General features: G+C 37.8%; 22 protein-coding genes. 3 read left to right on the plus strand and 19 right to left on the minus strand.

The genetic code is table 11. The features are described from left to right. Positions 1-35: 35 nt before the first annotated feature. The gene (nifS, locus tag H8S40_RS09340) at positions 36-1,220 is read right to left on the minus strand and encodes a cysteine desulfurase NifS (protein ID WP_186865123.1); all 1,185 of its coding nucleotides are present in this window, start codon (positions 1,218-1,220) and stop codon (positions 36-38) included. A 44-nt stretch (positions 1,221-1,264) separates the two neighbouring features. Then, a complete protein-coding gene (locus H8S40_RS09345; protein WP_371297190.1) occupies positions 1,265-1,753 on the minus strand; it encodes an RrF2 family transcriptional regulator in 489 nt (162 codons plus the stop codon). Positions 1,754-1,932: 179 nt separating this feature from the next. Between H8S40_RS09345 and H8S40_RS09350 the strand changes: the two genes are divergently transcribed. Then, on the plus strand, positions 1,933-3,258 hold the full coding sequence (locus H8S40_RS09350; protein WP_186865124.1) for a polysaccharide biosynthesis protein: 1,326 nt from the start codon (positions 1,933-1,935) through the stop codon (positions 3,256-3,258). Between the two features lie 50 nt (positions 3,259-3,308). Here H8S40_RS09350 and H8S40_RS09355 read toward each other — a convergent pair whose 3' ends face one another. The 11 genes from H8S40_RS09355 to H8S40_RS09405 form a co-directional block, all read right to left on the minus strand. After that, positions 3,309-3,848 (minus strand): stage II sporulation protein M, encoded by a 540-nt coding sequence (locus H8S40_RS09355; protein ID WP_186865125.1) that lies wholly within the window; start codon positions 3,846-3,848, stop codon positions 3,309-3,311. A 70-nt stretch (positions 3,849-3,918) separates the two neighbouring features. Beyond that, on the minus strand, positions 3,919-4,458 hold the full coding sequence (locus H8S40_RS09360) for an NUDIX hydrolase (protein ID WP_186865126.1): 540 nt from the start codon (positions 4,456-4,458) through the stop codon (positions 3,919-3,921). 107 nt (positions 4,459-4,565) lie between these two features. Continuing rightward, positions 4,566-6,116, minus strand: coding sequence for a ribonuclease Y (gene rny / locus H8S40_RS09365; RefSeq protein WP_022075790.1), 1,551 nt, complete (start codon positions 6,114-6,116; stop codon positions 4,566-4,568). 84 nt (positions 6,117-6,200) lie between these two features. Then, the gene (locus tag H8S40_RS09370; protein ID WP_118723868.1) at positions 6,201-6,815 is read right to left on the minus strand and encodes a regulatory protein RecX; all 615 of its coding nucleotides are present in this window, start codon (positions 6,813-6,815) and stop codon (positions 6,201-6,203) included. Position 6,816: 1 nt separating this feature from the next. After that, entirely contained in the window at positions 6,817-7,905 is a 1,089-nt protein-coding gene (gene recA, locus H8S40_RS09375; RefSeq protein ID WP_186865127.1) for a recombinase RecA, read from the minus strand. A 434-nt stretch (positions 7,906-8,339) separates the two neighbouring features. After that, a complete protein-coding gene (locus H8S40_RS09380) occupies positions 8,340-8,816 on the minus strand; it encodes a methylglyoxal synthase (protein ID WP_022076407.1) in 477 nt (158 codons plus the stop codon). Between the two features lie 198 nt (positions 8,817-9,014). Further along, positions 9,015-9,686, minus strand: a complete 672-nt coding sequence (locus H8S40_RS09385) for an acyltransferase (RefSeq protein ID WP_186865128.1) — start codon at positions 9,684-9,686, stop codon at positions 9,015-9,017. A 15-nt stretch (positions 9,687-9,701) separates the two neighbouring features. Continuing rightward, positions 9,702-11,729, minus strand: a complete 2,028-nt coding sequence (locus H8S40_RS09390; RefSeq protein ID WP_118737106.1) for a DNA topoisomerase — start codon at positions 11,727-11,729, stop codon at positions 9,702-9,704. 23 nt (positions 11,730-11,752) lie between these two features. Further along, a complete protein-coding gene (locus H8S40_RS09395) occupies positions 11,753-12,799 on the minus strand; it encodes an aldose epimerase family protein (protein ID WP_186865129.1) in 1,047 nt (348 codons plus the stop codon). A gap of 21 nt (positions 12,800-12,820) precedes the next feature. Beyond that, entirely contained in the window at positions 12,821-14,938 is a 2,118-nt protein-coding gene (gene ppk1, locus H8S40_RS09400; protein WP_186865130.1) for a polyphosphate kinase 1, read from the minus strand. Positions 14,939-14,950: 12 nt separating this feature from the next. Beyond that, the gene (locus tag H8S40_RS09405; protein ID WP_186865131.1) at positions 14,951-15,808 is read right to left on the minus strand and encodes a patatin-like phospholipase family protein; all 858 of its coding nucleotides are present in this window, start codon (positions 15,806-15,808) and stop codon (positions 14,951-14,953) included. Positions 15,809-16,093: 285 nt separating this feature from the next. Here H8S40_RS09405 and H8S40_RS09410 point away from each other — a divergent pair, with 285 nt between their 5' ends. Continuing rightward, positions 16,094-17,731 carry an ABC-F family ATP-binding cassette domain-containing protein gene (locus tag H8S40_RS09410; protein WP_186865132.1) on the plus strand — a complete coding sequence of 546 codons (1,638 nt, stop codon included), beginning with the start codon at positions 16,094-16,096 and terminating at the stop codon, positions 17,729-17,731. Positions 17,732-17,963: 232 nt separating this feature from the next. Here H8S40_RS09410 and H8S40_RS09415 read toward each other — a convergent pair whose 3' ends face one another. Genes H8S40_RS09415 through H8S40_RS09430 form a run of 4 tightly spaced genes read right to left on the minus strand, consistent with a single transcriptional unit; the run spans position 17,964 to position 21,924 of the window. Next, positions 17,964-18,611 carry a histidine phosphatase family protein gene (locus tag H8S40_RS09415; RefSeq protein WP_118737104.1) on the minus strand — a complete coding sequence of 216 codons (648 nt, stop codon included), beginning with the start codon at positions 18,609-18,611 and terminating at the stop codon, positions 17,964-17,966. A 19-nt stretch (positions 18,612-18,630) separates the two neighbouring features. Next, positions 18,631-19,179: a DUF5662 family protein gene (locus H8S40_RS09420; RefSeq protein WP_118723876.1), complete on the minus strand. Its 549-nt coding sequence runs from the start codon at positions 19,177-19,179 to the stop codon at positions 18,631-18,633. An 18-nt stretch (positions 19,180-19,197) separates the two neighbouring features. Then, positions 19,198-20,895 carry an alpha-amylase family glycosyl hydrolase gene (locus tag H8S40_RS09425; RefSeq protein ID WP_118723877.1) on the minus strand — a complete coding sequence of 566 codons (1,698 nt, stop codon included), beginning with the start codon at positions 20,893-20,895 and terminating at the stop codon, positions 19,198-19,200. 12 nt (positions 20,896-20,907) lie between these two features. Continuing rightward, positions 20,908-21,924 carry a substrate-binding domain-containing protein gene (locus H8S40_RS09430; protein WP_118723878.1) on the minus strand — a complete coding sequence of 339 codons (1,017 nt, stop codon included), beginning with the start codon at positions 21,922-21,924 and terminating at the stop codon, positions 20,908-20,910. Positions 21,925-22,082: 158 nt separating this feature from the next. On the opposite strand from H8S40_RS09430, the gene H8S40_RS09435 reads away from it, so the two are divergent. Beyond that, positions 22,083-22,397, plus strand: a complete 315-nt coding sequence (locus H8S40_RS09435; RefSeq protein WP_118723879.1) for a DUF1292 domain-containing protein — start codon at positions 22,083-22,085, stop codon at positions 22,395-22,397. Here H8S40_RS09435 and H8S40_RS09440 read toward each other — a convergent pair. Both H8S40_RS09440 and gltX read right to left on the minus strand, forming a co-directional pair. Further along, on the minus strand, positions 22,380-24,296 hold the full coding sequence (locus H8S40_RS09440; RefSeq protein WP_366482418.1) for an ATP-dependent helicase: 1,917 nt from the start codon (positions 24,294-24,296) through the stop codon (positions 22,380-22,382). The two genes, H8S40_RS09435 and H8S40_RS09440, sit on opposite strands and share 18 nt — an antisense overlap. Positions 24,297-24,339: 43 nt before the next feature. Beyond that, a complete protein-coding gene (gene gltX / locus H8S40_RS09445) occupies positions 24,340-25,794 on the minus strand; it encodes a glutamate--tRNA ligase (RefSeq protein ID WP_022076394.1) in 1,455 nt (484 codons plus the stop codon). Positions 25,795-25,868: the final 74 nt, after the last annotated feature.

The raw sequence follows: 25,868 nt of genomic DNA on the forward strand, positions 1-25,868 counted from the left end.
ATTATATTTCCTCCTGGTTTTCTTTCGCTTATCTTTTATTTATTTTGTTTTTTCACAAAATCCTCATATAATGGAGACATCTTTCTTAAATTCTCCACAATTGCTTTTAAGTTGTCTACTACATAATTCAAATCTTCTTTTGACACTTCTTCACTCAATGTCATTCTCAAAGAACCATGTGCGATTTCATGTGGAAGTCCGATTGCCAAAAGTACATGGGATGGATCTAATGAACCTGATGTACATGCTGAACCACTTGAAGCACAAATACCTTTCATATCAAGCATAATCAAAAGGGATTCTCCTTCTACAAAGCGGAAACTGAAATTCACATTATTTGGTAAACGTTTTTTTCTATCTCCGTTAAGGCGGCAATACGGAATTTCATTTTCAATTCTTTCGATCAGATAATCTCTCAATTCTATTTCTTTTGCAGTACGTTCTTTCATTGTGCTGATTGCACGCTCTGTTGCTTTTCCTATTCCGACGATTCCAGGAACATTCTCTGTACCCGCACGACGTTTTCTTTCCTGTGCACCGCCATGAACAAACGAACGTATTTTAACACCTGTTCTAATATATAAGAAACCGATTCCCTTTGGTCCATTCAACTTATGTCCACTTGCACTAAGCATATCAATATGACATTCATCTACATTAATTGGAACCTGTCCAAATGCCTGAACCGCATCTGTATGGAAGAGAATTCCATGTTCATGTGCAATCTCACCAATCTCTTTGATTGGCTGAATTGTGCCAATCTCATTATTTGCAAACATAACTGAAATTAAAATTGTATCCGGACGGATTGCAGCTTTGAGTTCCTCCAAATCCACGACACCATTCTCATCTACATTAAGGTAGGTCACTTCATAGCCACGCTTCTCAAGATATTCACATGTATGCAGAATCGCATGGTGTTCGATTTTACTTGTGATAATATGTTTTCCTTTTTTCTCGTAAGCTTCCGCTGTTGCTTTCAGTGCCCAGTTGTCGGATTCCGAACCACCTGCTGTGAAATAAATTTCATTTGTTTTTGCACCCAATGCATTTGCAATTGTTTCTCTTTGCTTTGTAATCACTTCTTTGTTCGCAGCAGCAAATCCATAAATACTAGATGGATTTCCATAATGTTCTGTAAAATATGGAAGCATTGCTTCTACAACTTCCGGTGCAGTTTTTGTTGTTGCTGCATTATCTAAATAAATTAATCTGCTCATTGTATTTCCTCCGCCAGTTCTATTATCTTGTCTTATTTTTTATCTTAATTCTTACATTTCCCAGACTGTGTCATACCTGCATCACAGCATTTCTGTTTACTTTCTTCTACAAGTTGATCTAACATAATACTGTCTACCGTCTGATTGATACTGTCATTAATCTTTTGCCATACATATTTGGTAACGCAATTTTCCGAGGCTGAACAGCCTTCTTCAGCACTGAGCCCTGAACATTCTACCGGATCTAAACTTCCCTCCAATGCTCTTAATACATCTCCTACTGAAATCTCATGCATATCTTTTCCTAATATATACCCGCCTCCGGCGCCTCGTATACTTTTTACGATTTCTGCTTTCTTAAGCTTTGCCATAAGCTGTTCTAAATAACGTTCTGAGATTCCCTGTCTGTTGGAAATGCTTGTTATAGAAACAGGCTCCTCCTCACTATATTGTGCCAGATCGATCAGCGCACGCAGTCCATATCTTCCTTTTGTAGATAATTTCAATTTATCACCTTCTGACTTTTTATGCATCTATTTCCTAGTGTTTTATTTCCTACTGTTTTAATTCCTATTATTCTGCTAGGATTTTACATTGGTAGAATATCATTTTTCTATTGTTCTGTCAAGGAAGGGAATTGAATATTTTATAGAAATAGCATTTTGAAATCACAGTTTTTTCTTTTTATAATTGTGATTATATAAGGTTTTCTATGTCTAAAAAGCAATCAATTATTCTCGGAACAGTTATTTTAACATTAACTGGTTTTCTAAGCCGGTTTATAGGATTTTTTTATCGTATTTTTTTGAGTCGTGTTTTTGGTGAAGAAGGCATCGGTCTTTATCAGCTTATTTTCCCTGTATATGCACTTTGCATCTCATTTTCCATTTCTGGTATAGAAACCGCTCTTTCTCGTACCGTTGCCCGCAAACAGGCTCTTGGCAAACCCGATGAAGCCAAAGAAGTTTTATTATCAGGATTAACTTTCGCTTTCTTTCTTTCCCTTTTTTGTACTTTCTTTATTCAAAAAAACGCATTCTTTATCGCCGATAGGCTTTTACATGATTCCCGCTGTAAAAACATGCTAATCATCTTGTCCTATGCTTTCCCTTTCTGTGCTATTCACAGTTGTATCTGTGGATATTATTATGGTCTTAAGGAAACTAAGATTCCTGCTATTTCGCAGCTTATAGAACAAAGTACTCGTATTTTATCCGTTTACATTTTTTTCTTCCTTCTAATCCGAAAAGGACATACCGTATCTATTTCCATAGCCGTCAGTGGTCTTGTTATAGGTGAATTATTTTCAACCGCATATGCCGCACAAATTTTTAATTATTTTTCTTGTACTTTGACTACAATAACTAATCTATGCAAAAATTTTCCCCGTCACTTACGCGAGTTATTATCTTTGTCCATTCCACTCACTGCCAATCGCGTATTAATTAATCTCTTACAGAGTATAGAAGCAATTTCCATCCCTGTGCAATTAAGACGTTTTCAGTATTCCGCTTCGGAGTCTCTTCGGATTTACGGTGTATTAAACGGAATGGCTTTGCCATGCATTCTTTTCCCTACGGCTGTCACTAGTTCATTGTCTATTATGTTGATGCCCGCTGTTGCTGAGATTCAGGCAGCTCAAGATCCTTCTTCTTTACTACGAATTATAAAAAAAGTAAGCAGATTTTGTTTTTCTCTTGGTTTATTCTCCTGTTTATGCTTTCTGCTTTTTGGTCATTTACTCGGAAATATTCTTTTTCATAGTGATTCAGCCGGAAATTTTATTGTAACGCTTTCCTGGATTTGCCCTTTCTTGTATGTAAATTCTTCTTTTTTAAGTATTATAAATGGTCTGGGTAAAACAGGATGGACATTTCTAATTAATACATTCGGCTTGTCTGTAAGAATTCTCAGTGTTTTTTATATCATCCCGCTCTTTGGAATACAAGGTTATTTATGGGGACTGCTCAGCAGTCAATTACTTGTCAGTCTTCTTTGCATTCTTCTTATCTATCACTGGTTTTCTATAAACCAATAAAAAATATGGTAGTTTCATGCATTTTAATTTACATGAAGCTACCATACTTTTTAGTACTGCCTTAAAATACTTCTTATTATTACCGGTGTCAGATATGCCTCTATCATCATCCCTATCATCAACATGCCAAAGACAAAAACTGTTTTCTGTCGGCTCCACTGTCCGCTCGGATATTGCATACAGTATATCAATAAAACTAAATATGCCGGCACATAACATATCGTTTGAGGAATTACGGATACAATACAAAGTAAAACTCCTTTCATTCCCGTTTTTATAACTGCAACTGTCAGTAATATTCCAATCGAAAACGCACTGCCACTGACCACAATCGGCATTAACAGCTTCTTTATTTTTGTAAATGCCAATGCCATTAATAACGCAAACGGAATTAGACGGATTTGGACAATATAGAGGAAATAAATGTTTCCAAATGAGTTTATTTCTGTATACTTCTTTAAAATTTCAATATCAAAAAGATTCGTATCTACTATTGTCTGTTTCAAAAAGCAATTGGCATATAAAATACCAATTAAAAAGCCCGGCATAAAAAAAGCTAAAAGTTGCTTTTTCACCTGAAGTGATCTCACAGATATTCCTCCTGTTTTTCATAATTGATACTCCATTATATGCCGGGCATTTTAACTACATACTTTATTCTTATTGATGAAATTTTACTGCATACGCCATCAAAGCAGATACTGTTTTTGAATCTTCGATTTCTCCTGAAAAGATTTTTTCTTTCAATTCATCCAATGTATACTCTTTCAAATCGATAAATTCATCTTCATCCAGATGTTGATGTGATGGAATCAAATCTCTTGCTACAAATACTTCTATTTTTTCATTACAAAATGCTACTGTTGTTCTAAGAGTGATAAGCCATTCTAAATTGTTACTCTTATATCCCGTCTCTTCTTCCAGTTCTCTTGACGCACATTCGATTCCCGGTTCATCTACTGTATCCAATGCACCTGCAGGTATTTCCAATGTGTATCGATCTAAAGCATTACGATATTGTCTTACCATCAGAATTTTCCCTTCTTTCGTAACAGGAACGACCGCTGCAGCTCCTTTGTGGTTAATAAAATCCCAGGTTGCTGTATGATTCTCATCAATCTCCATCGTATCCTGATAAAAATCAATAATCGCGCCTTTAAATTTTAATTCTCTTTTTAATCTTTTAAAATGTTCACTCATTTTATCTCCTTTTCTTGTACCGGGCAAATATTCTACATACCGGATATACAAAGAAACCCTTGTCTTACGACAAGGGTCATACTTTTATAAAACAGTCCGATTATCTGTTATTTTGCATAATCTGTAACACGTGATTCACGAATTACATTTACTTTAATCTGACCCGGATATTCTAATTCAAATTCAATCTGTTTTGCAATATCTCTAGCCATAAGTACCATATCATCATCGGTTACCTGTTCTGGAACTACCATTACTCGAATCTCTCTACCTGCCTGAATAGCAAAAGATTTATCAACCCCTTTAAACTGGTTTGTAATCTCTTCTAATTGTTTTAATCTGTTTGTATATGTTTCAATTGTCTCTCTTCTTGCTCCCGGTCTCGCTGCAGAAATTGTGTCTGCTGCCTGAACCACACATGCAATCAAAGTTTGTGGTTCTGTATCTCCATGATGAGACTCTACTGTATTGATAACAGTTGCGGATTCTTTGTATTTTCTACAAAGATCAGCACCGATCTGAATATGAGATCCTTCTACATCATGATCAATTGATTTACCGATATCATGTAATAGACCTGCACGTTTTGCCATACGAACATCCAGGCCAATCTCCCCGGCTAATAAACCTGAAAGCTGTGCTACTTCTACAGAATGTTTTAATGCATTCTGTCCGTAACTTGTTCTGAACTTCATACGTCCAAGTAAGCGAATCAATTCCGGATGGATACCTGTTACACCAACTTCCAGTGCTGCAGCCTCTCCTTCTTCTCGGATCATTGTTTCTACTTCTCTTTGTGCTTTTTCCACCATCTCCTCAATTCTTGCCGGATGGATACGTCCATCTACGATCAATCTTTCCAGAGCAATTCTTGCAATTTCACGACGAATTGGATCAAATCCGGACAATACAACCGCTTCCGGTGTATCATCAATAATCAGTTCAACACCTGTCAACGTCTCAAGGGTACGGATATTACGTCCCTCACGTCCGATAATTCTTCCTTTCATTTCATCGCTTGGAAGCTGTACAACAGAAATTGTTGTCTCAGCTACATGATCTGCTGCACAACGCTGAATGGCACTGACAACATATTCTTTTGCTTTCTTGTCAGCATCCGCTTTTGCCTGTGTCTCCAGGTCTTTGATCATCTTAGCTGTATCATGCTTCACATCATCTTCCACAGTTTTTAACAGATATTCTTTTGCTTGTTCGGAGGTAAGTCCTGAGATTCGTTCCAGTTCCTGTACTCTTTTTTGATTCAGCTCTTCCACTTTCAGTTCTTTCTGTCTGAGCTGTTCTTCCTTCGCTGTAAACCTTGCTTCGCGCTGTCCGATTGCCTCTGTTCTTTTGTCAACTGACGCTTCTTTTGCAAGCACACGTTTTTCATAAGACTGCAATTCGGCTCTTCTTTCCTTTGTCTCTTTCTCAAGTTCATTCTTTGTCTTTATAGACTCTTCCTTCACTTCCAAAAGAGCTTCTTTTTTCGTTGTTTCAGCAGTTTTAACGGCATCATCGATTATCTCTCTTGCCTTTGATTCTGCATTTCCAATTTTAGAATCTGCATCCTTCTTTAAATTGGAAATCGTAACAAAGTGAGTAACAATCCCAACTATCAACGCGAGGGCTATAGCAATAATTATACTTATTAATTGCACAGGAGCACCTCCTTATTAAATTTTCATTGTACATTTTTTCTCATAAATACAACATATAAATTTTATACTGTTTTCACAATTCTGTCAAGCATTGTCCTTATAGTTTTGTATCACTTGACGGATATCATCATATTGAAATCCTTTTCGTGCAAGATAACCATATAATTTGTGTAATTCTTGCTCGGAAGCATGCAAAATATCCACATTTCTTTTTCGGATCAGGCGCGAAATTGCCTCTTGCTCTGTGTTTTTTTCATAACATTGTTCAAACACCAGGTCAATTTGTTCTGATGACACTCCTTTTCCAAGTAACAATGCATAAATCTCTTTTCTGCTTTTTGTTTCTCGTTTGCTTTGTATAAAATTTTCAATATATGCTTCATCATTGATATAACCAAATGATTTTACATATGCGATTGCTTGTGATATCACATCTTCCGGATACATATTTCTTTTTAGTTTATCCCTCAATTGTGATTCTGTCCTTGCCATATCTGTCAGCAAATGCATCGCCCGCAATTTTGCCCTTTTTAACACGACATTCTTCTTAATCTGTTCATACAATTCTTCACTGAGTTCTCCATTCACTTCAATTCCAAATCGTGATATTTCTTTCTTATACAAAACGAAGGCGAACTGGCCATCCAGTTCCACCTTCCACTTTGTCTTTGTCAGTGCTTCTACTTTTGTTACCTGCATCTTATTTTTCTTCCGGACTTTCCACTTTTTCTACATCAGCAGGAGCTTTTTTTAACTTCAGATCCTCTGAAGCATCTTCTGCATATTCTGCCCCAAGATGATAGTGTGTTCTTACCTTTTTCTCGATTTCATCCATAATCTCTGGGTTTGCTTCCAGGAAAGATTTTGCGTTTTCACGTCCCTGTCCGATTTTCTCTCCTTCATAAGCATACCATGCACCACTCTTCTTCACAACATCACAGTTTGCTGCAAGGTCCAGAATATCCCCTGATTTAGAAATTCCTTTTCCGAACATAATATCAAATTCTGCCTCTTTAAACGGAGGTGCAATCTTATTCTTCACAATCTTGATTCGGGTACGGTTACCTACCATCTCACCGCTTTGCTTTAATGTCTCAATACGACGCACATCCATACGCACAGAAGCATAAAACTTCAACGCACGACCACCTGTTGTTGTCTCTGGATTACCGAACATAACTCCAACTTTTTCTCGCAACTGATTGATAAAAATAACAACGCAATTAGACTTACTGATAACCGGTGTCAGTTTTCTCAACGCCTGTGACATTAATCTTGCCTGCAGACCGACATGACTGTCACCCATATCCCCTTCAATCTCCTGTCTCGGAACCAATGCTGCTACAGAGTCAATAACAATAATATCCATCGCTCCTGAACGCACCATCGTCTCAGCGATCTCAAGTGCCTGATCTCCGCTGTCCGGCTGCGAAATATATAACTCGTCGATATCAACACCTATATTCTTTGCATAAACAGGATCCAATGCATGCTCTGCATCTACAAATCCGGCAATTCCGCCTCTCTTCTGTACTTCTGCGATCATATGTAATGCAACTGTTGTCTTACCGCTTGACTCTGGTCCGTACACTTCAATAATTCTTCCCTTTGGCACTCCGCCAAGTCCCAATGCCAGATCAAGACTCAAACAACCTGTAGGAACCGTCTCCACATTCACATGAGCTCCGGAATCTCCCAGCTTCATCACTGCCCCTTTACCAAAATCTTTCTCTAATTTTGCAATCGCTGCATCCAGCGCTTTCTTCTTCTCTTCATTTGCGTTCGCCATAGCTTGACTCTCCTTTTAAATTCGAACAGTTGTTCGTCCTTCTGTTAATATAGTAGTATAATTATTTCAAAAAGTCAATAAATATTTTTATCCACTTTACCACCTCGCTTTTTTCAGGCTCTATTCAATTTTTATATTTTTCTTTGGAAATAGTAAGAATCAAAAGATATTCTGACTCTTTATGCGATTTGAATCCTCGCACATTGATTCCACAGATTTTGTGGATAAATTTATTATAATATGGTTGTTTCATTTTTTGCAAGCAGTTTTTCAAATTTCTCATTACGGTAACTTCTGCGTTGCTGGTTACAAGTACTGTGAACAGCAACATTTCTGCTGCATAAAAAGGGCTTCCAGACCTTTTTGTCATATGCATGGCAACAAAAAAGGGCAGTCCCTGTCATAAAACAACGTTCTGCCCTCTTCTATCTAATCTATTTCATTCGGTTCACACGATCCTGAATTGTCTTACCAAAATTCTCAATCTTTCTCTCGTATGGTTTATCCATAAATTCAGAATGCAATATAAAGTCTGCTGTCGCCAGATTATTCGCTACCGGAATATCATATACGACTGCAATTCTAAGCAATGCTTTTACATCAGGATCATGTGGCTGCGCCTCCAACGGATCCCACAGGAAAATCATAAAATCAATCTGTCCTTCTACAATCTTAGCTCCAATCTGCTGGTCTCCTCCTAATGGTCCACTGCAATATCCTTTTACCGGAAGTCCCGTCTTCTCTGAAATTAATTTTGCTGTTGTACCTGTACCACAAAGAAAATGTCCTTTTAAAATTTCTTTGTTTTTATCGCACCATTCTACCAATTCTTTCTTCTTTCCATCATGGGCTACAAGTGCTATATGTTTTGCTTTCCCTATTTCTAATGTTACAAAATTCTCATCCAACATAATGTCGTCCTCCTGTCTTCTTTCTCCTGTTATATAATTCATGACGGCGCCTTGTATTCAAGTCGAGCAGTTACTCACCACCTGAAAGAGGTGGGAGTCTTCTCGACTGAGATAAATTCTGTCAAGGACATCGAATTGTATTTATTGTACCATAAATCTAGGCTTAACAGCAGTTTTTTTATTTATTTTACCAATTTTTTACAAATTCTGTTTTTCTACTACTTCACCCTGTTTTTTGTAAATACTTCCTGCCGGAACAAATCCTCTCACTGAAGACAATGGATAAATATTTGTGTGGCTTCCCACTACTGTTCCCGGATTCAAAATACTTCCGCATCCAACTTCTACTTCATCTCCAACCATAGCTCCAAACTTCTTCATACCTGTCTCGATATTTCCTTCTTCTGTCTTAACAACAACCAGTTTCTTATCTGATTTTACATTGGATGTAATAGAACCTGCTCCCATGTGTGATTTATATCCAAGAATAGAGTCGCCTACATAATTATAATGTGGAACCTGTACTTTATTAAAAAGAACTACATTTTTTAATTCCGTTGAGTTTCCAACGACTGCGCCTTCACCTACGATTGCATTTCCTCTTATAAATGCACAATGTCTTACTTCCGCATTTTTTCCAATGATAGCCGGTCCGTTGATGTAAGCTGTCGGTGCAACTGTAGCGGATTTTGCAACCCAGACATTCTCTCCACGTTTTTCATATTCCTCTTCACTTAATGTTGCTCCCAGCTCCAAGATAAATGCACTGATTTTAGGAAGCACTTCCCATGGATAAGTAACTCCTTCAAATAAATCTTTTGCGATTGTCTCATCTAACGTATAAAGTTCGTTTACTGTTAATTCTTTCATTTTTGAATACTCCTTCTATTTTGATTTTTTCACTTTTGTTGTATTTGTATGATAAAATGTTGCCGCTCTATCATAACAATTTCTTAACTGATATTGATTATTTAAACCGCGCACCCCTTCTGTCCTGCTGACGATAAAGTGTTCGAGTTTCTGCATGTATTCATCTGGCGTGATATCTCCTTCTGCCACATAATTCAGTCCCTTTTCCCAACTTGCTGTCAATTCCGGATTTAATAAAGAGCGGATTGAGTGATTCACCACATCATAAATCATCTCACCTTGTAATGTCGGTGTAATAATCTGCGTTTTTTTATTTAACGATAAATACTTAATATTCACCAGCTTTTTCAAAATCTCAGCCCTCGTAGCACTTGTTCCAATCCCGCTTCCTTTAATCTGGGCACGTAATTCTTCGTCTTCTATAAGCTGTCCTGCATTTTCCATTGCCAGAATCATAGACCCTGAATTATAACGCTTCGGAGGTGATGTTTCACCTTCTTTTATATTTAACGCCTTTACCGGCAAATGCATTCCTTTTTTTAATGCCTGCACAGTCTGAAAAAATGCAGCATCCAGATTCTGTGCATTATCATCTTCATTTTTCGAATCTTGTCCTGTTTTTTTCTGTGGAACACCAACTACTTTTAAATAGCCCTCCTCTGCCAGCACTTTAAAACTCGAAAAAAAGCTTTCCTCTCTGATTTTTGTTGTGATTGAAACTTTTTGATATACTGCCGGCGGATAGAAAATACTTAAGAAACGCCTTACAATACAATCATATACTTTTCCTGCTGTCACCGATACACTCTTTAATGCCGCTATTCCCTGACCGGTTGGAATAATTGCATAGTGATCTGTAATCTGCTTATCATTTACATATCGCGTTTTTGCCAACCCTTTATGTGTTCCAAACTTCACAATTTCCTGTAAATAAGGTACTGCCATCGGATATTTCATTAAACCATTTAAGTTATGTCCGATTTCTTTTGCAACTGCAGTCGACAATACTCTCGCATCTGTTCTTGGATACGTCACCAGTTTCTTCTCGTAAAGCTCCTGCACGATCCGCAATGTCTCATCCGGACTGATTTTAAATCGTTTTGAACAATCATTCTGCAACTCTGCCAGATTATACAACAATGGTGGATTTTTCTTTTCTTTCTTTTTTTCAATGGATACAATTTCGCATTCCATTGGTTGTTTTTCCTTAAGATATGAAATCAACTCTTCTGCTTTTTTTCTTTCTTTAAATCCATTTTCTTTATACAGATCAAATGATTCAAAATAACGTGACCCTTTTACTGCACGCCATTCTCCCTCAAATGTCTGTCCTGATACATCTATCGTACTTAACACACGATAAAATGGTGTTTTTACAAAATCTCGGATTTCTCTCTCTCTTCTTACAACCATTCCAAGTACACAGGTCATTACTCTGCCGACCGAAACAACTGCATATTTTGTATGCAGATAATTTGAAATACTATTTCCATATTTTAATGTCAACAATCGCGAAAAATTAATCCCCATCAAATAGTCTTCTTTTGCCCGCAAGTATGCTGAAGCACTTAAATTATCGTATTCTGACAAATCTTTCGCTTCCTTGATTCCTCTTAAGATTTCTTCTTCTGTCTGAGAATCGATCCAGACACGTTTTCTTTCTTTTCCTTCTACATGTGCCTCTTGCTCTACCAGACGATAAATATATTCTCCTTCACGTCCTGAATCCGTACACACATAAATACAATCCACATCTTCTCGATTTAAAATATTACTCACAATCCGAAACTGCTTTTCCACCCCCGGAATCACTTCATACTTAAAATCCTGTGGGAGAAACGGCAGCGTGTCAAGATTCCATTTCTTCAAAGAAGCATCATAAGCTTCCGGATAACTCATCGTCACAAGGTGTCCCACACACCAGGTAACAATTGCTTCATCTGATTCCAGAAATCCATCCCCGCGTCTTGTTTTTAATTTTAATGCCTTGGCAAACTCCTGTGCCACACTCGGCTTTTCTGCTATATATACCGATTTCCCCATTCTTACCCTATCCGTTTCTTCTACTATTTTGTTTCAAATTTGTAAGATGTCACTGTGTGATATGGCATGCCCTTTTTGCAGATTGGACTGGCAAAATTTTCGTGATGTACTGCATCTGGAAAATACTGCGTCTCGAAACATACTGCATCCCGAATACCGTATACTGCACCATTTTTTCCGTGTTCATTATCAAGGAAATTTGCTGTATACATCTGCATTCCCGGCAAATCTGTCCATACTTCCATAACAATCCCGCTTTTTTCTGAAACTGCTTGTGCTACTTTATCAAATTTTCCATTATTTTTCAATACCCAGTTATGATCGTATCCTTTTCCCAACCGGACTGCTTCATAATCTGCATCAATTGCTTCACCAAGTGCTCTTGGCATTCTAAAGTCCATCGGTGTTCCTGTCACATCCACTAATTCACCTGTTGGAATCGACTGTGCATCTGCTCTTGTAAAATAATCCGCATCTAGTGTTACCAGTTCTTTTAAGACGTTCCCACTGTCATGTCCATCAAGATTAAAATAACTATGATTTGTCATATTGATAATGGTATCCTGATCTGGAACCGCATCATATATAAGTCTCAGCTCATTGTCTTCTGTCAACTCATATGTAACATGCATATCCAGCGTTCCCGGATATCCCTGATCCCCATCCGGACTATGCAAAACAAATTCTATTTTAGAATCTGTTTTTTCACCCACATTCCAGATTCTCTTATTATAATAATTTGTTCCACTGTGAAGATTATTTCCATTATCATTTTTCTCAAGTTCATATGTCTTATCCTGAATTGTAATAACTGCACCTCCGATACGGTTCGCATTACGACCTACCGGTGCGCCAAACGATCCGCCTCCTTTTTCGTATCCGGTCACATCATCATACCCCAAAACTACATCTCTTAATTTTCCTTCTTTATCCGGCACATTCAATTTTACTAATGCTGCACCATAGTTTGTTATAGATGCTGACATTCCATTTTCGTTTGTCAGTGTATATAAAACTGCTTCTTCTTTCTTTGATGTACTTCCAAATGTTTCGACACGAACTGCTTTCATAGTTGTTCTCCTTTTGCTGTCTTATTTTCTTTTTATTTTTAAAAATTTTTTTAATTTTTCAAACGGAGTGATATGTTTTTCTTTCTTTTCAGGACGCTTTGCTGTAATCGCATATTTCATAAATTCATCCTGTGCACAGATTATTCTGTCTCCCCGGTTCTTTTTCCGATAAGTCCCATCGCTCTTCATCTCTCTTGCTTTTACATTATCCGCAAGCATAATCTTCAAATCGCGGAGCAGACGTTTTTTAATATTTGGATCATAAACCGGACACGCAACTTCTACACGTTTTTCCGTATTTCTTGTCATCATATCTGCTGATCCGATATATATCGTAGCATTTTCATCTTTTCCAAACACAAATACTCTTGGATGTTCCAGATATCGTCCGACAATACTTGTCACTTTCAAATTCTCGGTCTCATCTTTAATCCCCGGCAATATACAACAAATTCCGCGAACAATCAGATCCACCTTCACACCTGCTTTGGAAGCTTCTGAAACTTTTCTCATGAAATCCATATCCGTCACCGAATTCATTTTCATCAAAATACGTCCTTCTGCTCCTTTTTTGATTTCTTCATCCATCAGGCTTAACACCTTTGTTTTTAAGCTGGTAGGTGATACGATCAAATGTTTATAAATTCCATCAAGATTACCGATTGACATGTTCTTAAAGAAAAGTGCTGCATCTTCTCCTATTGATTGATTTGAAGTCATCAGAGAATAATCCGTATATAATTTAGCTGTCTTTTCGTTGTAATTTCCTGTTCCAATCTGTGTAATATATTTGATCTCATTTCGGTTTCGATACGTGATCAGGCAGATTTTCGAATGTACTTTATATCCTTCAAACCCGTAAATTACCCTGCATCCTGCCTCTTCCATTCTTTCTGACCAGTCGATATTATTCTGCTCATCAAACCTTGCTCTAAGCTCAATCAATACGGTTACTTCTTTACCATTTTCCGCAGCTGCGCACAAATATTCCGCCAGACGTGTTTTCTTCGCCAGACGGTAAATGGTAATTTTAATTGTTATAACATCCGGGTCTGTAGATGCTTCTTTAATCAACTGCAAAAATGGTTCCATACTCTCATAAGGATAAGCCAGCATGATGTCTCTTTTCTTTATCTGTGTCATCACACTGCTACCTTCCACAAGAGAAACTGACGGCTGTGGTGAAAATGGTTCATCTATCAAGGAGCGCTTCATCGAATCCGGCACTTTATCGATAATCTTAAAAATAAAATCCAGTTTCATCGGCATCTTTGTACGGAAAATGCATTCATGTCCGATTTTAATTTTTTCGCAGAAATATTTTTCCATTTCTTTGCTCAATGGATTTGCCGTTTCGAGTCTTACTGCTGCCATTTTTCTTCTCTTATGTAATGTTTCCTTCATAACAAAACGAAAATCTTCATTATCAGCATAAGCCTCGTCATCTGGTGACACATCCGCATTTCTTGTCACGCAGATATAATTTTTTTCCGATACTTGATATTGTTCAAACACAATATCAAGATATTCCATAATTACTTTCTCCATTCGGATATAACGTATATCATGTCCCGGAAGATATAAAATATCTGAGACAAACTGTGGCACCGGAACGATTCCGATCATTGAGTGATCTTCATATTTCAACATTGCCACAACATAAATCTCTTTATTAAGCAAATGCGGAAACGGATGATTCGCATCGACTATCTGAGGAGACAAAATCGGAAGAATCTGTTCTTTAAAATATTTTTTTACATACTTCTTCTCCTGCTGCTCTAATTCTTTAAAATCAAGACCGCAGATTCCATATGGTGAAAGTTGCTTTTTAATCTCGCTATAGGTTTTATCACGTTCTTTGTAAAGTGGAGCTACCGCTTCATAAATTGCATGAAGTTGTTCCTGCGCTGTCATTCCGGATCTTTTGTCTATTTTTTTTGCATCCGCTTCTGCCATATCATAAAGACTGCCGACTCGGATCATAAAAAACTCATCCAGATTACTTGTGAAAATAGATACGAATTTCATGCGCTCCAACAACGGAACGCTCTCGTCCTGTGCCTCTTCTAATACTCTCTGATCAAAGCGAAGCCAGGATAATTCACGATTCTGTGTATATGTCAAATGTTCTTTCACCATGTTATTCCTCCTCTAAACTTCCAGATATTTTATCAATCTATCATATTCACGTTCCATCAACTGATATCCATGATCGTAAAACGCCTTCAATGTTGCCGCATTACGCTCAATTCTGGACACTGGTTTCACTTCTGGACGAAGTACAAATATTTTTCCTTCTCTCTCAAGACGTTCAATATGATTCATTTCTTTATTATACATAAAACTTCTGGTAAGAATTGTCTTCACCAGATTTGGATATGCTGCATACTGTTTACGATACAGATTAACTATACTGCTTTTCATTGTTTTCTTACGATATCCTTTGTTTCTCGTCAATATAACCACAATTTTTTCGTTTCCCAATTCCTGTGCATGACGAATCGGAATAGAATCTGCCAGCCCGCCATCCAAATATGGAACCTCATCTACATTCACAATTGGACTTACCAGCGGCATACTGCAGGATGCACGACAGATTTTCATCAATCGCTTCTCATCCTTTCCTTCCTCAAGATACTCTGCTTCTCCTGTCAGACAATTCGTTGCCACAATCTCACATTTAGTCTCTGATTTAAAATATGTTTCAAAATCAAACGGAAATGTTTCATGAGGAAATTTATCAAAAATCATATCCATATTCATCAATGATTTTTCTTTAATAAAAGTACGTAAACCATTCACATAATTCAGACTTTTATCTGTCGGAATCATACAGTCTCTCGTCCGTCCCGGCTGTTTTGAAACATAATCTACTGCATTGCACGACCCTGCCGATACCCCAATCACATTTGAAAAATACAAATCTTTTTCCATCAGATAATCCAAAACACCTGATGTAAATACGCCTCTTGTTGCTCCGCCTTCTAGTACAATCGTTGCTTTCTCCATATATGTCATCCTCACTTTCTTGCGACTGGCTCCACAATAAAAATTTTAATAGCTCTATTATATAACGTTTTTTGCCTTTGGAAAATAACAATCTCCACAAATTTCTTAAAACATTTCTACTCTTTTTGAATAGAAAATGAAATTCTTCACAAAAAGCAATTTCCAAGGTCAACACACCTTGCCTTTTGCCTCCAAACCATGTTAATATAAGCGTTGGAGTTCTGATAACAATTGAAGCTTGTTATCCATTAACAAAGTTTTTTATTTTAAAGGAGAAACCAAAACATGATTAGTGCAAACAACGTAACACTGCGCGTCGGGAAGAAAGCGCTGTTTGAAGATGTTAATATCAAATTTACTGAAGGAAACTGTTATGGAATGATTGGTGCCAACGGTGCCGGAAAATCTACATTCTTAAAAATTCTTTCCGGACAGATTGAACCAACAAACGGAGAAATCGTAATCACTCCGGGACAGAGACTTTCTTTCCTGCAGCAGGATCATTTCAAATATGACGATTATCTTGTATTAGATACCGTTATTATGGGGAATGCCCGTCTGTATGAAATTATGAAGGAAAAAGAAGAAATTTATGCCAAAGAAGATTTCACAGATGAAGATGGTATCAAAGCCAGCGAACTGGAAGCAGAATTCGCTACTATGGACGGATGGAATGCAGAATCTGATGCTGCTACATTATTGAACGGACTCGGTATTGATACTGATTTACATTATAAATATCTTCGTGACCTGACAGGTGCTGAAAAAGTGAAAGTTCTGCTTGCTCAGGCTTTGTTCGGTAATCCGGATATTCTGCTTCTCGACGAGCCTACTAACCATTTGGACCTGGATGCGATTGCCTGGCTTGAAGAGTTTTTGATCAACTTCGAGAACACAGTTATTGTTGTATCCCATGACCGTTATTTCTTAAATAAAGTCTGTACACAGATTGCCGATATTGATTATGGTAAAATCCAGTTATATGCCGGTAACTATGATTTCTGGTATGAGTCCAGTCAGCTTTTGATCCGTCAGATGAAAGAAGCAAACAAAAAGAAAGAAGAAAAGATTAAAGAATTACAGGATTTCATTTCTCGATTCAGTGCCAATGCTTCTAAATCCAAACAGGCTACTTCAAGAAAACGTGCTCTTGAAAAAATCGAACTGGATGAGATCAAACCTTCCAGCAGAAAATATCCTTATATTGATTTCCGACCAAATCGTGAGATTGGTAATGAAGTATTATCTGTTGAAGGAATTTCAAAAACAATTGATGGTGTAAAAATTTTGGATAACATTTCCTTTACTCTAAATCATGATGACAAAGTTGCCTTTGTCGGAAGCAACGAGCTTGCAAAGACAGTTCTGTTTAAAATTCTGATTGGTGAGATGGAACCGGACGAAGGTGTTTATAAGTGGGGAATCACAACTTCTCAGGCATATTTTCCAAAAGATTTTGGCGGAGAATTCGATAATGATTATACAATCACAGAGTGGCTGACACAGTATTCAGAAAACAAAGATGCTACTTATGTCAGAGGATTCCTTGGTCGTATGCTCTTTGCCGGAGATGATGGTGTAAAACGTCTGAAAGTTTTATCCGGTGGTGAGAAAGTTCGTTGTCTTTTATCTAAGATGATGATTTCCGGTGCTAATGTATTACTCTTAGATGAGCCTACTAACCATTTAGATATGGAGTCTATCACTGCACTCAACAACGGTATGATCAAATTCCCTGGTGTTCTCTTATTTACATCTCGTGACCACCAGATTGTACAGACAACAGCTAATCGTATCATGGAGATTGTTCCTGGCGGAAAACTGATCGATAAGATCACAACTTACGATGAGTATCTTGAAAATGACGAGATGGCAAGAAAGAGACAGACTTATACTGTAGATAAAGAAGACGACGAAGATTAATTTTCTCACTTACTTTTTATCACAGTGCATAATTTGTTACTGTTCACTCCCGTGTCAATCACTACGCTGATTGGCACGGAGGATGCACGTTTTATCTTGAACGGCATCTCGCCCATTGCCAAAGGCAATTTAAAATGGCGAGATGCGTTGCTGGTCACAGGTACTGTGAACAGTAACCATAATTTAAGAGCCTCGGATGATATATTCGTCCGAAGCTCTTTTTATCTGGTTTTTATTTTCCTACTTTCCAGGTGCGAACCTGTTCTTTATAATAAATTACATTTTCTTTTATAATTTCCGGTTTTCCTTCCTTCACATCTACAATTGTAACTGCACAGTTTGCCGGAACTCCATTTTTCCAAAATGCCGCCACATCAAAATTTTCTTTGATATTGTTTAATAATGCCGTCATCGCAGCACCATGTGTAGTAATCAGAACATTCTTCTGAGATAGTTCCTTATTTTCACACAGCTCACGCAAAAACTCTCCTGTCCTTTTCATCAACTGTGGTACAGTTTCTCCGCCATCTATAGGAACATAATTTTCAGTATCCACAAAAAATTTATTAAACTCACCACTTTTCGGATCCATCTTTTCCCCGCCTATGCACATACCTTCATAAGCGCCGAAACAAATTTCCTGTATTCGTTTATCTTCTTTTATTTTTATATTACGTCCTTTCAAAATCACTTCCGCAGTCTTTTTTGCTCTGCTAAGCGGACTGGAATATGCTGCATCAAATCTGATATTCTCCAAGCCGTCCGCCGTCTCTTCTGCGAGATGGATTCCATATTTATTTAACGGAATATCGACAGCCCCCTGTACTTTATGCTCTTTGTTCCAATCTGTCTCTCCATGTCGTACAATATAAATCAGCATTATTTTCTCCTCTTTTTCTCTAATATGAGAAATTTTTATCCTTCAGCACAACTTTTTTGATATATTCAAATGTTTCTGCTTCTCCTTTGTCTGCCAACATCCGAAGCAATTTTTCCAAAAGTGCTTTTGTGTCTTCATGCATCACATATCCATCTGTTCCGCCATGTGTAAAATATTCCAACGGATCAGAATCTTTGTATGCATCTCCTTTATACACCTTGCTTGCTGCAATGCGATCCAGTACCATCTCCACCACATAATTTTTTGGCATCTTCATACCGATCAGAGCTTTCTTCCCATCAAGTCCGTAATCGATCCAATATTCATAATGATGCTTATTTCTTCCTTTATGATGAAGCCAGGCTGAAGAATAACCGAGAGTTTCTCTTTCCGCATTATTCGGACTTCTAGTGCCCTGATAATACTTACATCCTACTCTGAATTCTGTCCAGCCATATTTTGACATATCATGCAATAATCCCTGTCGATATAAGCCTACGCGAAAACACTCTTTCATAACCAATATTTTGTGTTTTGTAATTGTTCGAAAATGTTGCACTGCTTTCAAAATATCTTCCTACTTTCTTTATTTCCCACACAATACTACGATACTTCTCTCATCAAGCCGAACTGCCTTCTGCATTTCTTCCAGTTTTTCATCACACACTTCTGCTGCCGTATCCATAACTCGATACCATTTTTTCCCTTTCGGCAAGGATGGCAATGCGAATGTATGCTTTAACCAGTGCATATTGTAGGCTATATAACAAGTATCCTGCTTTGCTTCATTATCACAATACAATACGCCAAGCTGTCTGCTATAAACAGCTGCCGGTGTCTGCCATGCCAGTTCTCCGTGAAATGAAATGTCAGGAAGCCCACATGCGGTCTTATCCATACCTAGCAATGGCATTTCTTTATGAAGAGAAGTATGTTCTTTTCTAAATTGAATCAATGTTCTCACATATTCAAACAATGCTTCATTCATCTTTTTCTTATTCCAATTCAGCCACGCCGTCTCATTATCCTGACAATACACGTTATTGTTTCCCTTCTGGGTATTGCCAAACTCATCTCCTGCAAGCAGGCATGGTGTCCCCTGAGATAACAATAACAACATCATAGCATTGCGGATTTGTTTTTTTCGTAATTCTACAATTGCCTTTTTCCTGCTTGGACCTTCTGCTCCGCAGTTCCAGCTATAGTTATAATCTGGTCCATCCTGGTTATTTTCTCCATTTTCTTCATTATGTTTTGCATCATATGATACAAGATCCTGAAGAGTAAAGCCTGTCTGGTTCGTCACATAATTATACTTATTATCTTCACTGGAATTGTGTTTGATCGCCCAGATAACATCTGGGATCATCCCCTCATCTCCCTTTAAAAAGCGACGCATCACATTTTGGAATCCATCGTCTTTTTGGATCAGCTTAATTCCTTTTAAAAGAGGATCTTGCTTCATACTTTCCCACGGAGCATTATATGGATTGAGTACAAACCCATCTATATGATATTCCAGCATATAATATTTCAGACATTCAATTGCCATCTGCGGCAGTATCTCCGGTGTAAATGGCATCTCTACCACCACTTCAATACCTGCTTTATGACATGCTTTCACCATATCCTTCAATTCACGACACGCATGCCCTGAAGCACTGTAAGACGGCTTTGGAGCAAAATAATATCCCTTTCCATATCCCCAGTAATTTGTCTTATGTCCGACAATCTCTGAAAACTCATAAATCGGCATACACTGAATTTGATTTACGCCAAGAGACTTCAAATACGGTATCTTCTCGATTACTCCTAAAAATGTACCTTTGTGTTTTACCTTTGATGAGCTGTGTTTTGTAAATCCTCTTATATGTAAACTATATGCTATCACTTCATTCAATGGTAATTTTAAATGATGATCTTGTTCCCAGTCATACGCTGTTTCCGGAACCCGCCCACGGATTTCGTGTTTCTGCGGATTTGGTTTTTCTCCAAAACGTTTTGTTCGCGAAACTTCTCTTACATAAGGATCTATACAAACCTGTTTATCTATTTCAAAATTGTATTCCTGTCTGTCTGCACGAAATCCTTCCAGACCAAGATATCGCACTTCTCCAAGACCCTCTTCTTCCAACATATCAAATGCTTGTACCGGTTCTGCTTTTCCTTTCTGATAGATCAATAAACGACATGTTTTTCCTGTCGGTACTGATACCGCAAAATTTGTATAATCAGGGTACGATGTTGCCCCCAGTGGCTGTGGTGTTCCTTCCACTCTCCTCATTCTGATGTCCTCCTACTGCCAGCCATTTGTTCCATATAGTTCTACATTATCTTTATTAATGATAAATGTTTCCTCTCGTATCTCTTCTTCATAATCTTTATCTTCCAGTACTGCCATAACTGTTTTTGCAGCATCTTTTCCGATATTAATCGGTGACTGTGCTCCTGTTCCCACAAATGCACTTCCTTCTTTTGCAATTTCTTCCTTTGCTTCCGGACAGCCGTCAGCTCCATAAATATAAATATCCTTACGTCCTGCCTCATTCACCGCCTGAAGTACTCCCAATGCAACTTCATCCGTTCCACACATGACTGCATTGATTTCCGGATATTGTTTCAAAAAACTCTTCATCTGTTCATATGCTTTTTTCTTTTCTCCATTCACATCAACACGATTCAACACTTCAAATCCCGCATTGGAAATAGCTTGTTCAAATCCTGTAATTCGTTCATTTACAGAGTTGATACCCTTATTTTCAAAAATCAGGATTTTTCCTCCATCCGGACATTTTTCCTTCAAATCTTTTCCGCACACATATCCTGCATTTTTATTATCTGATCCTATAAATGCTGCCGTAAGATCAGAGTTTTTCACCTGTGTATCCAGATTGATAACCGGAATGCCTGCTTCTTTCAATGCTTCCAGTGCACTCTCAATCTGTTCCCAGTCTACCGGGCTCAAAAATACTGCATCTACTCCCATATCAATCATTTCCTGTATCTGCTGATTCTGTTTCTGAGCATCGTTCTCAGCTCCCATAGACACAATTCGAACATCTTCTCCGATAGATGTCTCTATCGCCTTTTCCAGTGCCTGGAAATATGGATTATCTAAATTGATACAACTATATCCAAACAGAAGCCCTGCTTCTTCCTCTTCTTGTGCTTCTTCCTGAGCTTCTTTTGCCTTTGCCTCTTCTGTCTCTTTTGTTGTATTATCCTGTGGTGTTCCTGCAGTTTTTTTACAACCTGCTAAAAGTAATGTTATCATCATAACTGCCATCAATATCGTAAATATACGTTTCTTCAACTTCAATCTCCTCCTGCAATAATTCAAATTCACTGATTCTATTCTAACTTTTTTTCATCGTTTGTCAATTCGTTTTCATCTTCTTCTTGCGTTTCATCTTTATCTTTGTTAAAGTAAATCTAGATAAATATTGTCAATACTTCAAAAAGGAGACTCTTATGGAACAGAATGAATTGGGTACTGTAACCCTGTATTTAGACAATGATGAAACAATTGAATGTCAGATTTTATGTGTATTGGATGTAAATGAACAGCAATACATTGCACTTCTTCCACCGGATGAAGAAGGCGGCGAAGAAAGCCCTGTATACATCTACCGCTACACACAGGATGCGGACGGAGAACCTGGACTGGAATCCATCGAAGATGATGAAGAATACGAAGCAGTCTGTGATGCATATGATGAATGGCTCGATACTATGGAGTACGAGGCACTCGATCTGGATGCACTTGGATTAGACTCCCTCGAATAATTCTTCAACAAAACGGGAAGGACTGATTTCCTTTCCGTTTTTATTTTTTACATAACTGATCTTTAAGACTTCTTTCGCTCTGGTCATTGCAACATAAAACAGTCTTCTTTCTTCTTCCAGCCCATTCTCTTCTAACGCACGTTTATAAGGAATACACCCTTCATTTGTGTGAATCAGATATACGGTATCAAATTCCAGTCCTTTTGACGCATGCATCGTCATTAAATGAATCCCTCGTCGATTTTCTCCACTCTTTTGCTCTTTCATTTTCAATGCGATACTATATTCTTCAATATGGGTAAACCATTCCTGTAAAGTCTCATATGGTTTTGCTGCTTCTTCAATCTCAGAAAGTACGTCAAACAGATCACTTTTTTGCATCTGATGCTGTGTTGCATATTCTCTTAAGAATTCATCGTATCCGATTCGTTTTCGCAAATATTGAATTGCTGCATAAGGGGCCATCTTTCCAAGCATCTTAATATCCCATTCCATCTGGTCTATACGATCTATCATCCAGGCTTTATCTTTGTAGAATTTCCGTACATCATCATAAAGACTTTTTTCTTTTCCCGAAACACTGTCCCTGCTGATATAACGTTTTGGTCGATTCATGATCTGTAAGAAATCTGCCCTCGTCAATTTACCAAGCGCTATACGAAAATATGCCTGGATATCTTTTGCAATAAAATGCTGATATAAATTTGGCATGTGTTCTTTCATTTGAAAAGGAATCTTACTGTCAATCAACTTTTCCACTAAAGCTCTCGCATCTGTATGTACTCGGTATAACACAGCAATCTGTTCTGCCAAAACACCTTCTGCTATTCTCGATGCGATTTCTTCTGCAATGTATCTGCTCTCTTCTTCAGAATCCCTTACTTCCTGTACATGCAGACTCTTTCCGGCTTTCTTCTTCGTCTTAATTGCCTTATCAAAGCGCACCTCATTATGCTCAATTACTTTCAACGCATTTTTCACAATATTGGCTGTTGACCGGTAATTAATATCCAGTAAAATCTGTTTTGCTTCCGGATAGTCTTTTTGAAATTGAAACATCAGCTTCGCATCCGCACCCCGGAACCCGTAAATGGACTGGTCATCGTCACCTACAGCAAAAAGATTGTTCTGCGGAGCAGCCAGCATTTTAATCACGTCATACTGTACTTGATTGATATCTTGAAATTCATCAATCAATATATACTGAAACTTTTCCTGCCACAGCTTTAACAAATCCGGCCGGCTTGTAAACAACTGATAACACAGAACAAGCATATCATCGAAATCTATTTTTCTTAACTGCTTCCGCTCTCTTTCGTATTCCTGGTAAATATTCCGAAAGATATCCGGCCGGCATCTCTTTGATTCGTATGTATCTATCTGATTACGATTGTTTTTCACAACACCGATCTCGGTAATTACGTCTTTCAAAAAATCTTCTTCATCCATAATCTCCAGTTCGTCCTGATGATTCACAATCTGACGGACCAGTTTATACTTTTCTTCCTCCGATAAAATATTTTCCGGTCCGAACCGATACGCCCATTTCAAAATACCATAATAGATTCCGTGAAACGTGCCCATTGTTACCGGAAGTTTTTTCCCTTCCATACTGGACTGTAATCGCAATTTCATCTCTGTTGCCGCATATTTAGTAAAAGTAATGACCAGAATTTCTTCTGGTCGTACATGTAATTCTTCTATTAGATATTTTATTCTGTTTACAATTGTCATTGTCTTCCCGGAACCGGGACCTGCCAATACAAGACATGGTCCCTTTCCGTGAAGCACGGCACTTTTCTGTGCCTGACTAAGTGAAGTCCGTCTGGCTTTCTGCGTGCCAGTGGCGCCGTTATAAGAAACAGGCATCTGCTTCTCTGTGTGGCTATATGAACTCATCTTTACCTCTTTCAAATCTATCTTTTTACAAGTGCTATTTGAATTATGACAGTTTTTCAATTCCTGCTTTCAGACGACTCAGTGATTCTTCTTTTCCAAGAACCTCCATAAGCTCTGTAGCACCTCCAGGTGTATTCTGCTTTCCTGAAATTGCAGTACGGATTGGCCACATTACATAACCTACCTTGTATTCCTTTTCCGTTGCAAATGCTTTCAATGTCTCAAATAAAGCATCGTTGCTAAAATCATCCTGAGCTTCCAGTACAGGAACAACTTCTTTTAATAATTCCAGTGAATTCTCTGGATTTGTTTTCATTTTCTTATGTGTATACAATGCAACATCGTATTCCGGAACTTCCTCAAAGAAATCTATCTGATCTTTGATGTCAGGCAGAATCTCAATTCTTGACTTAACAAGTGCTGCGATTTTTCTCAGATCAAACTCTTTTGTGACAACTTCTTTGATATATGGTTCTGCCATCTTATAGAAACAATCATCATCCATTGCTTTCAGGTACTCACCATTCATCCATTTTAATTTCACAGTATCAAAGACTGCCGGAGACTTGCTCATATGTCTGTAGTCAAATGCTTCTACCAGCTCTTCTAAGCTAAAGATCTCACGATTGTCTGTTGGACACCATCCAAGAAGTGCCACATAATTCACAACAGCTTCAGAAATAAATCCCTGGTCTATCAAATCCTCATATGAAGAGTGTCCGCAACGCTTGCTTAACTTCTTATGGTTCTCATCCGTGATTAATGGACAGTGCACATATATCGGTACTTCCCATCCAAATGCCTCATATAATCTGTTATATTTTGGTGCAGAAGAAAGGTACTCATTTCCTCTTACAACATGTGTGATCTCCATCAAGTGGTCATCTACTACATTCGCAAAATTGTATGTTGGATATCCGTCTGACTTAATCAGGATCATATCATCTAATTCTGCATTTGGCACTGTAATATCACCATAAATCTCGTCATGGAATGTTGTTGTTCCTTCATTTGGTACATTCAAACGAATAACCCATGGTTTTCCTGCTGCCAGGTTTGCTTCTACTTCTTCTTTTGATAAATTCAGACAATGCTTGTCATATACCACAATCTCTGTTCCATTTTCTGATACAGATGTCTTCAGAGACTCTAAACGTTCTTTATCACAGAAACAATAGTATGCATCTCCCTGCTCAACAAGCTGCTTCGCATATTTTAAATATATTCCCTGTGCGTTACGCTCACTCTGAACATATGGGCCATAGCCTTTATCCTTATCCGGACCTTCATCGTGTACAAGACCTGTCTTGGCAAGTGTACGATAAATAATATCAAGTGCTCCCTCCACAAATCTTTCCTGGTCTGTATCTTCTACACGAAGGATAAAATCCCCTCCCTCATGTTTTGCAATCAAATATGCATAAAGTGCTGTACGTAGATTTCCAACATGCATTCTTCCTGTTGGGCTTGGTGCAAATCTTGTTCTTACCTTACTCATTTTTTCATTCTCCACTTCTTGTTTTTAACATAATTCTATTCAAATATCACTGTTTGTACATTTACAAACAGCAA

The sequence above is a fragment of the Ruminococcus hominis genome, from assembly GCF_014287355.1.
GTDB classification, from domain to species: domain Bacteria; phylum Bacillota; class Clostridia; order Lachnospirales; family Lachnospiraceae; genus Schaedlerella; species Schaedlerella hominis.